This window comes from Pseudomonas sp. MEJ086, assembly GCF_030209025.1.
In the GTDB taxonomy this organism is placed as follows: Bacteria; Pseudomonadota; Gammaproteobacteria; order Pseudomonadales; family Pseudomonadaceae; genus Aquipseudomonas; species Aquipseudomonas fulva_A.
Window position 1 is genome coordinate 47881 of the sequence record NZ_JARVSV010000007.1, and the last position, 15118, is coordinate 62998.

General features: G+C 56.5%; 15 protein-coding genes. 6 read left to right on the forward strand and 9 right to left on the reverse strand.

Features of this window, described 5'->3' with window-relative positions:
• Positions 1-409 precede the first annotated feature (409 nt).
• The 5 genes from QRN22_RS04425 to QRN22_RS04445 all read right to left on the reverse strand — a co-directional run bounded on the left by QRN22_RS04425 (position 410) and on the right by QRN22_RS04445 (position 8030).
• Positions 410-1249, reverse strand: coding sequence for a DUF2971 domain-containing protein (locus QRN22_RS04425; RefSeq protein ID WP_042556525.1), 840 nt, complete (start codon positions 1247-1249; stop codon positions 410-412).
• 302 nt (positions 1250-1551) lie between these two features.
• Positions 1552-1752, reverse strand: coding sequence for a hypothetical protein (locus QRN22_RS04430; RefSeq protein WP_156152812.1), 201 nt, complete (start codon positions 1750-1752; stop codon positions 1552-1554).
• A gap of 335 nt (positions 1753-2087) precedes the next feature.
• On the reverse strand, positions 2088-4274 hold the full coding sequence (locus tag QRN22_RS04435; RefSeq protein WP_042556535.1) for a DEAD/DEAH box helicase: 2187 nt from the start codon (positions 4272-4274) through the stop codon (positions 2088-2090).
• Between the two features lie 43 nt (positions 4275-4317).
• Entirely contained in the window at positions 4318-5613 is a 1296-nt protein-coding gene (locus tag QRN22_RS04440; RefSeq protein ID WP_042556526.1) for an ATP-binding protein, read from the reverse strand.
• A complete protein-coding gene (locus tag QRN22_RS04445) occupies positions 5610-8030 on the reverse strand; it encodes a tellurite resistance TerB family protein (RefSeq protein ID WP_042556527.1) in 2421 nt (806 codons plus the stop codon). Before QRN22_RS04445 ends, QRN22_RS04440 begins: the two co-directional genes overlap by 4 nt.
• Positions 8031-8253: 223 nt before the next feature.
• Between QRN22_RS04445 and QRN22_RS26440 the strand changes: the two genes are divergently transcribed.
• From QRN22_RS26440 to QRN22_RS26445, 5 genes are all read left to right on the forward strand, one after another.
• On the forward strand, positions 8254-8442 hold the full coding sequence (locus tag QRN22_RS26440; RefSeq protein ID WP_331386693.1) for a PAS domain-containing protein: 189 nt from the start codon (positions 8254-8256) through the stop codon (positions 8440-8442).
• A gap of 223 nt (positions 8443-8665) precedes the next feature.
• Complete coding sequence (locus QRN22_RS04455; RefSeq protein ID WP_156152813.1) at positions 8666-8905, forward strand: hypothetical protein; 240 nt, start codon at positions 8666-8668, stop codon at positions 8903-8905.
• On the forward strand, positions 8898-9074 hold the full coding sequence (locus tag QRN22_RS04460; RefSeq protein ID WP_156152814.1) for a hypothetical protein: 177 nt from the start codon (positions 8898-8900) through the stop codon (positions 9072-9074). The genes QRN22_RS04455 and QRN22_RS04460 overlap by 8 nt, the downstream gene beginning before the upstream one ends.
• Position 9075: 1 nt before the next feature.
• Entirely contained in the window at positions 9076-9390 is a 315-nt protein-coding gene (locus QRN22_RS04465) for a hypothetical protein (RefSeq protein WP_042556528.1), read from the forward strand.
• A 46-nt stretch (positions 9391-9436) separates the two neighbouring features.
• Positions 9437-9607, forward strand: a complete 171-nt coding sequence (locus QRN22_RS26445) for an HNH endonuclease (RefSeq protein ID WP_082045924.1) — start codon at positions 9437-9439, stop codon at positions 9605-9607.
• Positions 9608-10123: 516 nt separating this feature from the next.
• On the opposite strand, the gene QRN22_RS04470 is transcribed toward QRN22_RS26445, so the two are convergent.
• From QRN22_RS04470 to QRN22_RS04480, 3 genes are all read right to left on the reverse strand, one after another.
• Positions 10124-10375, reverse strand: a complete 252-nt coding sequence (locus QRN22_RS04470; protein WP_042552669.1) for a hypothetical protein — start codon at positions 10373-10375, stop codon at positions 10124-10126.
• 185 nt (positions 10376-10560) lie between these two features.
• Entirely contained in the window at positions 10561-11937 is a 1377-nt protein-coding gene (locus QRN22_RS04475; protein WP_042552668.1) for a GntP family permease, read from the reverse strand.
• A 157-nt stretch (positions 11938-12094) separates the two neighbouring features.
• Positions 12095-12613 carry a gluconokinase gene (locus QRN22_RS04480; protein WP_042552667.1) on the reverse strand — a complete coding sequence of 173 codons (519 nt, stop codon included), beginning with the start codon at positions 12611-12613 and terminating at the stop codon, positions 12095-12097.
• A gap of 191 nt (positions 12614-12804) precedes the next feature.
• On the opposite strand from QRN22_RS04480, the gene gntR reads away from it, so the two are divergent.
• On the forward strand, positions 12805-13830 hold the full coding sequence (gntR, locus tag QRN22_RS04485) for an HTH-type transcriptional regulator GntR (RefSeq protein ID WP_042552666.1): 1026 nt from the start codon (positions 12805-12807) through the stop codon (positions 13828-13830).
• 129 nt (positions 13831-13959) lie between these two features.
• Here gntR and QRN22_RS04490 read toward each other — a convergent pair whose 3' ends face one another.
• Entirely contained in the window at positions 13960-14976 is a 1017-nt protein-coding gene (locus tag QRN22_RS04490; protein WP_042552665.1) for a zinc-dependent alcohol dehydrogenase family protein, read from the reverse strand.
• Between the last annotated feature and the right edge of the window lie 142 nt (positions 14977-15118).

Genomic DNA, 15118 nt, shown 5'->3' on the forward strand with positions numbered 1-15118 from the left:
GGGGAAAAGGCGGTACCGCCATGATCCGCAACCCAACTGATGGAGCCGCTTCTTCTGCAAAGTGATGTAGAAAGCATTATCGTTAGACCTCACAGCCTACGTAGTTTGTGCACCTTGTTCTCTGATGAAAAAGAGCACCATAGCATGTAGCCCAGTGGTGCTGAGACGTTCATCGCTTCCTTCCTTGGATAAGCCAACGGAGATGCAATAGTGTAAAACTGAAGAGTAGAGATAGTGGTTTCCTGCACTGGAATGCCGCTAAGTGAAGTTCAGTCGAAACCTGGTTCGATGGTTGAGTAAGTGACAGCGGCAGGTTGGAGGCACCTACACCCTCCGACTGGGGCAGAGGGTTAATTATAAAATTTTTATAGGCCAGGGTACTTAATAGTACTCCTGGTCCCTCGCTTGATTAATTGCAATTGGCAGATAGGCGGTATGTACCTAGGGAGCGCTTGATTTCCACATCAGGCAGTCCGTACTTGACTAGCAAGCTCCTGACGTGTTCGTCACTGTTCTCGTAACTTGGCCCGAGTACAACTTCTTTGATGGAGGGAATACCTTTAAAGTCTGAGCGAATTTTGTGAACAGTTGAGTCGCCGAAATCGCCCGACCTTTTAGAAACTTCGTACGGGTCGGCGTGCTCATTAATCTCAATAAATCCCCGAATTTCTCTCTCATCCACGAAGAAGTCATTTTTGTACAATGTGCAAAGTCTGACTAAGACACTGCCAAGCATTTTTTTTCTAAACTCCAAGATGAGCGGAATCTCTTCTGGGTCTGCCTCGCTGGATATAGAAAATACTCGTGTAATATTTTGACGAATTATTTCTCTGTAGTTTTCTTCCGAATAAATCACAGAATTGAATTTTACCTTACCATTAACAGGATCCATTTTCTGCAGAAAGCGAGCGAAAAGATGGTGGTTTTCAATTTCGTGAGTGTCATAGCCAATGGCCGCCCCCTTACCATTTTCGCCATAGCCGCGCCACATGCTCAGGCAGTCACCGTGACTTGAAAACGAGCAAATCAGTACCATGAATAGATCGCTCATCCGCTCTGGCGAGATCTCACCCAGAATGGATGCGTACTGAGGGAATTCGTCTGCTATCAGTTCGTTTGCGATCCTAAACCCTGCGGCGTACTCGTCCCAATCATTCATCTTCCGGAGGTCAGAGAACCATAGTTCCTGACTCTGAAGCATGTTCTCGAAAGTGTCAGCTGTTGCGTAGCGATAGGCAATTACGTTCATTGGCGATGAAATCCTTTTCAGGTGGAGCTGGGTGGAAGGCTCACATTACACGGAGAAGGGCAAAAATTTAATCCTCTACCGTGTCAAAAGCGTGGAATGACTTGCGAGCGTGCGCAACCCAAACCAGAGTGTTGCCCGCTATTCAGACCGTGTGCAGACTGGTTGCTACGGCATCGCGGCGATCTACTGCCCAGCAAACCAGGCTACACCGGCCCAGTCTGGCAAGGCCAGGCTAGCCAGGAGGGAATAAAGCCACCAACCCTATCGTAGATGCGTTTGAGGCTGAAGAGGATATCTCCCGATTAATCCGGGATAACGAGCGCTTCATTGCCGAAAATCGCCAGCATGCCAGGGAAGCCTCGCAACATCGTGAGGCTGTCGAAACCCTGCGGGGTGAGCTGAGCATTGCCAATGCTACTAATGCACGTGCGGAAGGAGCAAAGGAACTGCTCGCTCAACAGTTGGTAGCCAAGGCTGAAGAGGCTGGTGAGTTTCAGTCGCAATTCGCAACCGCGAAGCTAAGGGAGGTGGATCTGGCGCACAAACTAACCACCGCAGAGGCTGAGCTCGTGGCTTTGCGCGTATCGAGTGAGGCGGATGGCTCGCAAGCGTAATCCAGAGAGCCTTGAACCCATTAGCACATCGCGGAGTACATTTGTACTCCTGCCAGAATTCGCAGCTCGCGATTCGAGCCAGGTAGTCCCCATGCGAACCAGCGCCTGCCATACCCTCTAACTTCAGGCCTACCAGTATCATAGCCGAAGCCAGCTCGCTCAAAGCCCATGCAGCCACCTACACATAAGCGGCCGAAATCATGGGCGTGGAGAAGAGCGAACTCCTATTCGTTGCCAACCTGCGACTCCAGTGTAAGGAGTCGAGCTGTGGTGACCGCGGCTTGGAGATCAAGATGGCTTGAGGCGAACGACTTCATGAGGAGCGGGCGGGGAAGGGCCCAATCCCATTTCTCTCGGATCATGTTTTCGACATTTTCCAAGATCGGCTCTACGTTCGAGATGTCCATTTGAGCGACCACGCGCAACGCTCGCAATGTGTCCTCCGCACCGAATGCAACTTCCAGGAAAAGCCCTGTGTTTTCACACTGAATGCCCACATGCCTGAGCAACAAGGCCAGCGCATCGTTGGTGTAATCCCCTCGCCAGGTTGCCACATGGCTTACGCTGGCAGAGCCAATAATCGCCGCGCCACCCAACCCGAGAGCGCGGAAGTTACTCCGAGCCTCGTCTAGGAGCGCTTGAGCGTTTTTGTCCAGGAAGGGGCAGGATGTGGTTTCCATCAACACGTTTCGCATTTCAAGCCTGACACGATCATCGACCTGGGCACCAAGCCCATCAAACTGAGGGGGCTCGCCGCCCCGCGCCGGTGTGACCACGATCACCTTTGCTTCGAGGTCGACATCCTGAACCTGCCAACGCCTTCCGCCGAAGATGATGCGCTGTCCCTTGGTCAGGGGTTTGCTGACGGGCAGCGAGCCAAGTGGCTTCCCATCCCGGAGCAAACGAAACTCTTCATCGCTTGTGAAGGCGGTGTAGAACTCATAGTGGTTGATCAACCGCTCCCCGAGTTCGCCTGGTAGCAGAAGTCCTGAGCTGTCCTGGACGATCAATTCCTTCTCACCCATACCCTTGAGCAAACCCAGGAAATCAGGCTTGGTGACGCTCGCAAAACTGCCGCTTGCGATGAGATTTCCCCATAATTGCGCCGCAGAAGCACTGCCGAGCTGAGCAATTGAGGATAGGCACTGTTGCACCAGTGTCGAAGCGTGTAGCCCTCCGGATCGAGGCGGCTCAAACCATCCACTGATCAGCAATCGGATCATGGCGACTGTTTGGACAAGGCCCTCACGTAACTGATCGGAGAGATCCGACTTATCTGTTAAAGGGCGCTCCCGGCAGTACGTCCTGAGCATCGCAGGCTCACCGGCGCGGCGACCCGAGCGGCCAAGCCTTTGCCTGAGACTTGCCACAGAGGGTGGACAGCCGATCTGTGCGACCGTCCTGATGCTACCGATGTCTATACCCAGTTCCAGGGTGGTAGTGCATACGGCAGAAGCTGGAGGATCTCCCGCTTTCAACGCCCGCTCGGCATCCTGGCGTAGCTCCTTGGACAAGCTACCGTGATGCGGCCAGAACTCGTTCGGAACACCATCGTTCTCGCACAGTGAGCGCAGACGGTCGGCAAACCATTCAACCTCTTGGCGCCTGTTGGGGAAGATCAGGTTGTTATGCCCCCTCAGCACCTTGTACAGGTGACCTGCGATAGCCACTTTGGTACCTGAGGTGTCCTCCTTCTCTGCGCCTTCATCTGTTGACGCATTCCCCGGGTGTTCCACCACCAGCTGCTGCATGGGCTGCTCAATGTAGCCACGCACCTGTACCTGGAGCTCTTGGCCAGAGGACTTTGACTCAATAACCGTGATGCCATTCGGGCACGCTGGCCTCAGGAACTTGCGGGCCAGCGACATCTCCCCAAGCGTCGCCGAAAGCCCTACACGGGGCAGCGTTCTACCCACGACGATTTCAACCCGTTGCATGAGTGATTGCAGTTGCTTACCGCGCTCACTGCCAATGAAGGCATGAAGCTCATCGACGACTATGTAGCGCAGGTTCTGAAAAGCACCAGGTAAACTCGAGCCTCTGTTTACGAAGAGGGCCTCGAGGGACTCCGGTGTGATCAGCAAGATGCCCTCAGGCGATTTCAGAAACCGTTGTTTCTTGCTTGCGGCCACATCACCATGCCAAGCAACGACGGGCAGTTCGAGCCTCTCACATAGCCGGCTGAGCCTGTCCCACTGGTCGTTGATCAGCGCCTTAAGCGGGCTGATATACAGCACTGCGCCGGCGGTCTCGCCGTTGTTGAGCAGGTTGGTCAGGATAGGAAGGAATGCGGCCTCTGTTTTACCTGCGGCAGTGGACGCTGCAATGATCACATCGCGATCAGCGCCCACCAATGCCGGTATCGCCCATTCCTGGGCATCACGTAGAGTCGTCCACCCCTGTGACCAGATCCATTGCTGAACCTCGGGGTGTAGACGTTCGAACGAAGAAGAATCAGAGCTTGAAGCTGGCGAGCTCATCGTCTGCCTCAACTTCAAGATCTTGCTGCCCGGACTCATCCTTGGCCAGCTCTACGGCGCCCAGTAACGTTCGCCAGTCCGCTGTAGGGTTTTGCTCGATCACCGCGAGCAGGTTGATGAACGCTGTAATGGTCGTGCGCGGTGTCCGGAAATATGCTTCGCCCAAGCGCTGATTACAGTGCGCCATGAAAGCGGGGATGGCTTCATCCGGCAGCAATAACTTCTCAGGCTCACCGTAGGCGTATACGTTGCGCAACTTCTGCAGCAATACGTAGAAGTCCTCAGGCGTCAGGCTGCTGAGCCGAATGACAGGCCCGGAAAGGTCGACCAGGCCAGACTTCGCAAAGCTGTTTTCCGCGAGGCGCGATTGCAGGGCAGGGTAGCTGTAGAGTCCCCGACGAGTATCCATCAGAAACTCTGGTGTGCCGCCCAATACAAAACCCAGACCTTCAGCGGAACCCTGCAGTGAATCGTTGAGGATGCGCAGAATCTGTTCGTAATTGGCATTCCGGGCTTGGGTGTTTGCCAGTTTGTACAGGTTGACCAGTTCATCCAGGCAGACCATCAAGCCGCCGAAGCCAGCCAGGCGCACGAACCGTGACAGTAATTTCAACTGATCGTAGACAGAAGCATCATCGACGATCGTCCGCACGCCCAGTGCAGCGCGGGCGTCGGTTTTGGTGGAGAATTCCCCGCGTAGCCAACGGATGGCGTCAGCCTTGAGCTGCTCGTTACCTTCCTCGAAGCCGCGGCAGTAGGCGGCAATGACGTCGGCAAAATCATACCCATTGACCATCTCGGTGAGCTCTGCCAGATACTCACGAATAACCGCCTCGCTCTCGACACCTTTGGTCTTGGCTTCCGTTTTGGCCTGGGAGATGAACTTCTCAACGATACCCTGCAGAGCGCCGCCTTCTGGCTTGGTGCGGGTGGCCATGTTTTTGGCCAGCTCGGAGTAAAGGGAGCGCGCTTGGCCACCTGAAGCATGAAGACGACGGTCAGGGTTCAAATCGGCGTGCATGGTGACGAGCTTGCGCTCCATGGCGATGCCGCGCACCAGATTTAGGAAGAAGGTTTTGCCCGCGCCATACTCGCCAACGACGACGCGAAAAGCCGAGCCACCATCCGCGAGACGATCCACATCTTTGAGCAGTGAATCGAGTTCACCCGCTCGACCTACCTGGATGAGATGCTGCCCAACACGGGGCACTACGCCCGCACGCAGCGATTGAATGACCGCGTCGCGATCCTTGGCTCGTATCTTACTCATAGGGCTAACTCATCCAGAATGTCGGGGTTGATTTCGATGGGATCATCACCTTCGGTCACGGGCATGTCGAACAGCTCAAACGCTGTGTCGTTGATCCGCTCCAAGGCGCCATCCAGCATCAGTTCCATGTCACTGGCTGCGTCTTCCAGCTCGGCACGACTCCACTCAGGCCGTGAAACCAGAAGTCGAAGGAACGCTGAGTGCTCGACGTCCAAACCATGTACGGTAGCAAGCTGTTCGGCGGTACTTTCTTCCTGCCGTTGGGGCGCCTCGGGCTCCAGGGCGCTAGGCGTCTCAGTCAGCGACTCTTCATTAAAAACGCTGGCCAGGAGCGCCGACACCTCTGTCGTTTCTTGTTGCAAGCGAGCGACCTTGGCCATGTCCAGTGCAAAGCCAGAGCCAGTGCTTTCCGATGTCTGTGTCGCAGTGGTCAGAGCCGCAGTCGCAGTCAATGCCTCCGGCCCCTGGGAGGGACGAACAGCTGCACTGTGGAGGTCGCTGTAGACGAACTGCGGATCAAGGGCGAGCGATTTGTATACGCGCTCAAGGAGCTTAACTTCCTGTGGCGTCACCTCGCCATCCGCTTGTGCGAGGTGGGCCAGGAAGCTGGCAATTTTCCGCTTGGCCTCGATCGTCAGCGGCTCTAGTTTCTTCTTGAGGCTTGCCAGTGTCGGCGGTTGTTTCAGTTGAATCTGGAGGTGCGCCTTCAAGCGTTTTCGATGCGCGACGCAGAGGTGATCCCATGAGTCAATGTGGCCTGACAGCAGACTCACCTCCTCTAGCGAGGTGTCACCGTCTACCGCAGCCGCTGCACTGGCCAGGTCTAAAGTCACTGCTGCAGCACTGTAAGCATCGGTCGATCGAAGAGTGCCTTCATCAGTGTCCACTGCGAATAACGCGATGGTGTCTTCTGCCTTAGGCGTACGGCTGCCAGAAAGCACGTCGGGCTCCAATCCGATTCGCTTGCTTTCCAAGGCCCGGGCGAGCGCCACGACTTTGTCGCGGGAAAGCACGCCGGCGGATTTGAAACGGCCTGCCAGCTCAGCGAAACTCATGCAGATGTTTTCGCCGCCGACGCGTTGTTCCAACTGTTCGAGTTCTTCTTTTGCTTCAGCAGGCCAGAGTTCTGTTGGCAACTGCAGGATGGCTTCCAGGCTATCTCCAGCATCTGGGTTGCGCCCCAGATATCGACTGTAAGCGTCAAGAACGGTGGTGCATTCTTCGACAATAACCTGCAGCTTGTTACGCGTTCCTGAGGTTGCCGCGACATCGGGGAGGTCGCCTACGGCCGCTGCCGGGATGCTCAATCCGGAAGAGGCGGGGCGATAGGCAATCTTTAGCTTGGTCTTGTTCTGAGGCAGCACAATGCCATTGGGATACCGTTTTGCGAATTCGTTTTTGAAGAGCGCTGCGAATTGCTCAGGACAACGGGTCACAGGTGTGCGCCTGGAAATGTTGGGCTCTGCGAGCGCCCAGGCCAATGCCCAGCTCGGATTGAGAGGGTATTTATCCACGGCCATCTGACCCAGCGCGACTCTCAGTGACATGGGCAGCTCGTACCCATCTGCGGCACTGGCAATCGGTTCACTCATATAGCTCTGAGGCTGAACAGAACCCGCGTCGATATGGGCGAGAAAGCGGGTAGCGTAGCCGTGGAAAGAATGGTTGTCCCCGTAGAGACCAAGCAAGCGTTCCACCTCGGCCTTGATGGCAGGGATCTCTGCCTTGGCCTGAGGGTCGCTCGGTGCATCAATCAGCGCGCGGCGTTCAAGCCCGTAAAAAAACAGGAACACGTATCCCGCATCCGCAGGCTGGCGGCGACCTCCTGCCAACCATTGCAGATACGCTCGCCGCGCCTCAGGCGTGATGCTTCGGTAACTTGGCCAATAGGGCATCTGCCGCTCGGTAAGGCTCATGGGTGAGCGTGCGACTCGAATCGTTGCATCAATCAGGGACGGTTCAGTCTGACCGAACTGGGTTGCCCGCTCGGTGATGTAGAGCATTCCACCCGGGATAGCCAATCCGGCCACGGTGATGGACTCACCTTCTGCAAGCCAGCGAACGCCCATGGGCTTTGCACTTGGCTTTGGGATGGCGTAGTTCTGACTATCGCTGGACGAACCGACTTGGACAGTATGGAAGTCTCGCTCGCGGGTACTGGTGCCGAACTGGACGGTGAGACTGGGGGAGGTTGCCTGTCGAGATTCAGCGGCGATCTCCGCAACAATGTCATCTTCAGGCGCGTAACGCTTTGCCTGGGTGGCGCGTCTGACGGCCCATACCAACGCACTTACGCCCAAGATAACTCCAAGGGCGATCCACGCTTGCTTTGGAACTTGCGCCAAAAGGGCAACAACGAATAACAAGGCGTACAGAGCGATCGGCCCGCCGCCGCTCCCTTTGCGCTTCCGTGGCATATGAGTGTTCCGTACAGTTTATAATAGCCGAATGACATTCTTACGGATTTTCCATGGTCGGCCAAGTCGTCTGAGCGAAGGATGTCAACTTAGCGACGAATGAACATGGGTGTGGGACATTCAGGAAAACCGAGTCACCGCCGATGAGCGTTTTTCACGATCATTTGGGCTGCCAGCGGAGAGGTGCTTGGCAGGTATCCTGATTGAGGAATCAGTCTAGTCAATTCATCCTGGTGATCGTGATCGCGTCTCCGCCGACATCCAGGAGGCGATGAAGCGCGGCGGTGTTTACCGGTGCGATCGTGTGCGCCAGCACGATGGCAGCTTCAGGTGGATTGAGGCCAGTGGACGAGCTGAGCTCAACGAAGAGGGGCGGGCTGTTCGCTTCCCTGGGATTCTCATGAACACATAATTGATCCCCACAAGCCTAGCGGGAGCGGCTGCGTGAGAGGCGCATCGGACAGCCCATAGTCAATAAAGGCAAGTCGAGTCGGGTGGCTCGCGATATCGAATTGCCGTGCCCTTTAAAATTGTGGTAACAAGGACATGTTTTTTCGCGTGACTGATTAATACGGTTTGAGTTAGAAAGTCGAGTCTGATATCACACGGATGGTTTTTAAATATTAAGGCACCAAATGAAAATACTCAAAGTTGAAATACTCTCGGAAGGCGATTCTGTTGATCGCGTTGAGGGCAACATCGTACACGTGCGAAAAGCCGATGGTTCATATTTTGTCTACACACTACACACCGAAGATCCTAGCTTTCTGGATTTTGATTTGTTAGCAATAAAAAAAGGTAGTGGTTTTATTTCAATGAATGCTAGCGCTGACTTGTCGGACTTGGATGATATTAGCGAGGTCTCCGATGAATAAATCTACTGATGTTGAAGAGCTATCAAAGCTGCCTGCCGCTCCAGGTGAGCAAGTTGCCGTATCGTTAGTGTATCGTGATGTGCCTAAGGAAAAGCGTAAGCAACTAGAGACAATTGCTAAGGAATTCGCCAAAAAACATCGCAAGCTCGTTAACTACATAGAGAAGTAACGTGGGCGACAAGAAAGATGTTCTAGTCAAGATAAGCTATGTAGATAGTGCTGAGTTGTTGTCGGAATTTTTGACTGAAGTGAGCAAAATTGGACTTGAGCCAAGCGAAGTTCGACACAAGGCCCTTCCTAAGAGGCCAGGCGCTGCACCCGGCAATAATACGAAGGATGTGATGATCACCGTGTCTGGCGACCCAGACACCACGGATGAAATCATCGCGGAATTCCTGGTTCGAGTTGAAAATGAGATAGGGTTATTGCCTGCGTCGAAAAATGAAAAGCTTCTAGGGGTGGCAGTTGACCGCAAAAAGAAATAGCGAGCATAGGAGGGCTATCGCGATTGCTAAAACACGCGAAGAACATATGTGTGAGGTGTGCGCTAAAGACACCAATCTACATGGGCACCATATCGTAGACCTGGCATTTGGCGGTGTAGGGGAGCCGGAAAATATTCTGGTTGTTTGCAAGGCGTGTCACGATAAAATTCATAATAGTGAAATTTTAATAAATAATTTTGACTACCGAGCCAGATGATCTTTGATGACTTAGAGAAATCTTGGAAGGCAGCGTCTTGAGTGAAGGATTTGGCGTGGGTGAGTTGCTAACAGCCGTATGGTTAACCATACGACTTCAGCGCTAGCTTTCTGAAGAATACAAGCCCTCGATTGGGCACCGTCCAACGGTGTCAACTGCCTGATTGGCCCAGGAGACAGCGGTAAATCGAATATCCTGGATGCCATAGTTGTGCAATCTAACTGGTTGGCGTGGAATGTTTTCCGAATAAGTTGTCCACGTTTCCGATTAACCAGCGGGGGGGGGGGGGGGCACAGGCTGCTGCCCAGGACGATGCTCGAGCCCAGCATCTGATGCATGGTCTCAGATAGCATGATATCCAATTTAACATAATATACATTATGCGAACCTAAGGTATCGCACATCAGAGGCTCTCATCACCAGATTTGGCCTTTCCTCAGTCCAGCACCAGTGAAGACAACGACTGCTGATCGTTGACTGGGACCTTGCTGATGATGAGCCGCTACGTCAGTTCGTTCACTCACGTCCATGATCGAACCAGGCATTCGCCTTGGCGATCACTGCTTTGCGTGCGCTGCCGGGTTCGCTGAATGGACCTGGCACGCTGAGTCGTTTGACCGGCTTGCCTGCGTCGTCGTGAAATGTGGCGATGACCGCTTGTGCGACGCCGCCCGATTCGTTTGCCCAGATGAATTCGAGCTGCACGTTGTGTGTGCCGCTCTTGCTGGTGTGGGTGAATTCCGGGGCTTTGCTGGTGACTGTAGGCATGAAGAACGCTCCGTAGATAATGACGCCTGGCGGCTTCCTGTCGCAGGGTTGCTGGCCGCTTCTTGGCCTCTTGCTCCTCACTGTAGGTTATTGCGCGAATACGTCTAGGCAGTCTGTCCGCAAACCCACCGAAGCTGCGCCGGCAATCATTGCGGTCGTCGGCGAAGCTTCGGTGGCGCCAAGCGCTAGAGGATCAGGCTACCGATCACGGCCAGCAGGAATGCGATGCTGCCCAGCAGGGTTTCCATCACTGTCCAGGTCTTGAGGGTGGTTTTCTCGTCCATTTCCAGAAAACGGCTGACCAGCCAGAACCCCGAGTCGTTGACGTGTGAGAGCACCGTGGCACCGCCGGCAATCGCCACCACGATGAAGCACAGGTCGAACTCGCTGAGCCCCGGTGTAGCCGCGACCATGGGCGCTACCAACGCCGCTGTGGTGGTCAGCGCGACGGTAGCCGAACCTTGAGCCACACGCAGTGCTGCGGAGATCACGAAGGCTGCAAGGATCACCGGCATGCCGGTATCCGACAGCGTATCGGCCAGGGCATCGCCGATACCGCTGGTACGCAGCACGCCACCGAACATGCCCCCTGCCCCTGTCACCAGGATGATCGAGCAGATCGGCCCTAGCGCACCCTCACAGACTTTTTCCAGGTGCTTGCTGGTGTGTCGGCCACTGAAGGCGATCAGCGCGAAAAGTACGGTGATCAGCAACGCCACCGGCGTTTTGCCGATCATGCGCAGGAACTGCACCCAGGTGCTGTTACCGTCGACCGTTCCCATTACGCTGAGGGTGTTGAGACCGGTGTCCAGGAAGATCAGCACCAGCGGCATCAGCAGGATGGTCAGCACCAGCCCGAAGCGCGGTGGCGCTACGCTGTTGTCACGCTCGACATCGGTAAGGAAGCTCGCTGGCAGCTTGAGATTGAAGCGTTTGCCTGCCCAAAGACCGAACAGATAGCCACCGAAGTACCAGGTCGGCAAGGCGATCAGGGTGCCGATGATGACCAGCAAACCGATGTTCGCGCCCAGCAATTCAGCTGCCGCGACGGGCCCCGGGTGCGGCGGCACCAGAGCATGCATGGCTGCGAAAGCACCTGCGGCCGGCAATGCGTACGTCAGCGTCGAACCGCCGAAGCGCTTGGCGACGCTGAAGATGATCGGCAGCATGACGATCAGGCCGGCGTCGAAGAAGATCGGGAAGCCGAACAGCAGCGACGCCACACCCAGAGCGAACGGTGCCCGGTGCTCACCGAACTTGTTGATCAGGGTATCTGCCAGCACTTGAGCGCCGCCGGTTATCTCCAGCAGTCGGCCGATCATGGCACCAAGGCCGACCAGCAAGGCCACGGCCGCCAGTGTTGTACCGAAGCCGCCCAGTAGTGTCGGGACGATCTTGTCGAAGGGAATCTGCGTGGCCAGTGCGGTGAAAATGCTCACCACCACGAGTGCCAGAAAGGCATGCAGACGGAAGCGGATGATCATCAGCAGCAGTAGAAGCACTGCGCCTGCCGCGATGGAGAGAAGCGCCCCTGCGCCGAGAGTCGTGGTCACCTCATTCATGATGAGCGCCCTCCTCTGCAACTGCAGCTACTCGGCAAGACCGAGCACGATCATCTTTCAGGGACAGGTAACGGTGAGCTTGATGGATGGTTTTCATATCGTCTCCACTTGTCTTTGTTATGGGAGAAGCGTGGTTGTGTCGCGTTATCTGCGGGTGTTATCGACCGAACGCGCGCCACCAGTCAGCGGCCTGCTGGCCGAGCGTATCGATGGATTGCGTCGCATCGAGGGTCAGTGTCGCGTGCTCGCCGTGTGGCGGTTCTAGGGTCGCGAACTGGCTGTCGATGAGGCTTGCTGGCATGAAGTGACCCGGGCGATCACCCACACGCCTGGCGGCTTCTTCGCGGGTCAGTTCGAGAAACACGAAGCCCAGACCAGGCACGGCTTCGCGCAACCGGTCACGGTATTTGCGCTTGAGGGAGGAACAGGCCAGTAGCGGCCGATCATGGGTTTCGAGGGCGCTGGCCAGCTCCTCACCCAGACGGGTCAGCCAGTCGGCACGGTCCTCATCGGTAAGAGGAATGCCGGCGCTCATCTTCTCGATGTTGGCGGCAGGGTGAAACTGGTCACCTTCGATCAGGTAACCGCCGATCTTTTCGGCGATCGATTCTCCGACGCAGCTCTTGCCGCAACCGGATACGCCCATGACGACCAGGGCGGTTATTGGGTTATTCATCGTGCAACTCCAGCGGAAGACAGCGCTATCTTTGAAGATCGTGAACATCTGCAAGACGGCGGCTTCGAATGTTGTAAGTGTTGTTCGCCAGGTACTGCTGCTCGGGGCCAGTTACGCAATGCACGACATTGCCAAGCCTTCGAGACAGCGCTACCTTAAACATCAATTACTGCCGATGACAAGCCTTTGCAATGAAATCTCCGACGCACAGCAGTTCCCGTACCCTGGGCATGCCCACGCTGGCAGAGGTCGCCGAGCGTGCAGGCGTTTCCACCATCACTGCGTCCCGTGCATTGCGCGGCGTGGCCACGGTAGGTGCGGATCTGGCTGAGCGCGTGCGCAAGGCGGCCGACGAGTTGGGCTACGTGGCGAATCCTGCTGCACGCACCCTGGCATCGGCGCGCAGTACATCGGTGGTGGTGCTCATCCCTTCCCTGTCCAACCAGTTGTTCATCGAACCTCTGGATGCGATTCACGAAGTGATGCGTCCGCGCGGTATCGAGGTGCTGATTGGCGATTACCACTATTCCCGCGATGAGGAAGAACGGCTGGTTCGCAACTACCTGCCGTATCGGCCGATGGGCATGCTGCTGACCGGCTTCGACCGTACCGAAGGCACGCGGCATCTGCTCAGCGCCAGCCGTATTCCCTGCGTGCACATGATGGAATTGAGCAGCGCGCCCGGTATCGCCAGCGTCGGGTTCTCTCAGCAGGCAGCCGGTGAGGCCGTGGCGCAGCACCTGCTGCAGCAGGGGCGCAAGCGTCTTGCCTACATCGCCGCACAGCTGGACCCGCGGGTGATGCAACGTGGTGAGGGCTTTCGGCGCACCCTGCAGGCGGCCGGCGTGTATGACCCGGCGTTGGAACTGCTGCACCCCCTGCCCTCATCCATCGGTTTGGGTGGCCAGCTGTTCAATGAGCTGATGCAGCGCCACCCGGATATCGATGGCATCTTCTTCTGCAATGACGACCTTGCTCAGGGCGCACTGTTCGAGGCGCAGCGTCGTGGTATCGCGGTTCCAGGGCGTGTGGCATTGGTCGGTTTCAACGACCTGCCAGCTTCCGCGCATACCGTGCCGAGGCTGTCGTCGATCCACACGCCACGCACCGAGGTCGGCCGTGAAGCCGCCAACCTATTGCTGAAAATGCTCGATGGCCGCCCTGCTGCGTCGAGCGTCGATCTCGGCTTCGAGCTGCGGGTGCGGGAAAGCAGCTAGTCGATGAACGCGTCGCTTCCGGTCATCAAACCGCAATCGATTTTCGACATGCTTCTGGCCTGACACAGGGACGTGTCGCCCCAGAAAAAAGCCCGGTCGGATGCCGGGCTTCTTTCGTTCAGGGTTGGATCACTCCAGTGTCAGCGCGACTCGACCGCGATCCGGGCAGGCTTCCATGTAACGGTGCGCCTCGACGAACTCTTCGAACGGGAAGGTCTTGTCGATGCGCGGCTTGAGCACGCCTTCCGCGGTCAGTTTGTTGATGTGATCGAGCGCCCGCTGTACCGCCGCGCAATCCTGTTCGATTCCCAGTTCCGAGTGCCCGGTGAAGTCCAGCACGCAGTGACGGAAGAACTGTAGGTGCTTCTTGAACGCGGCGCAGGCCGGAAACGCGGTGTCGTTGCCACCGTTGAGGCCATACAGAATCAGCTTGCCGCGGGTGGCCGCAACGTCACCGAGCAGCTTGAGCTGCTGGCCGGCGCAGTGGTCGAGGATCACTTCGGCACCCTTGCCCTCTGTGTAGCGCTCGACCTCGAGGACCAGATCCTGCTCTTCGGTGAAGATGATCTTGTCGGCGCCCAGTTCGCGCAGGAACTCACGGCTGTCCGGCACGCTGGTCGATACGATGACATTGGCGCCCAGCGCCTTGGCAAGCTGTACCGACTGCGGAGCCAGGCAATGGCAAGCCTCGGTGATCAGGACGTGCTGACCGGCCTTGAGCTTGGCCAGGTCGACCATCGCGAAGTAGGCGAACAGCAGGCCGGTGTAGTGCACGCTGGCTTCCTGCGGGCTGAGCACATCCGGGAAACGGGTCAGTGCGAAGCGCGGCACGACCACACGGTCGCCCCAGGTCGGATAGCGATTCGGGGTGCTGGCCGGGAATGCAGCAACCTGTGCGCCGACCTCGAGGTCATCAACGCCCTCGCCCACGGCTTCTACGATACCGGCCAGCTCCGAGCCGACACCTGAAGGTAATTTGGCTTCTTCCGACGCCAGGTTCTGGCGCCACAGTACGTCGCCCCAGCTAACCCCGAGGGCCTGGACGCGTACCAGTACCTCCCCCGCTGCGGGGGTAGGTGTCGGCATTTCTTCGCACTGCAATACGCTGGCGTCGCCGAACTTGTGGAAACGGATCATGCGGGACATCGTCAACCTCAACTGATCGCGGATTGGTTATTCACTGGAGTCGACTTTATCTGCTGACCTTCACGTGCACCACCCGGCCCGATTGATAGTCGTCATGCCTGGCAGTGATATAGGCCACTAGAACGTGTGGATATATCGATGA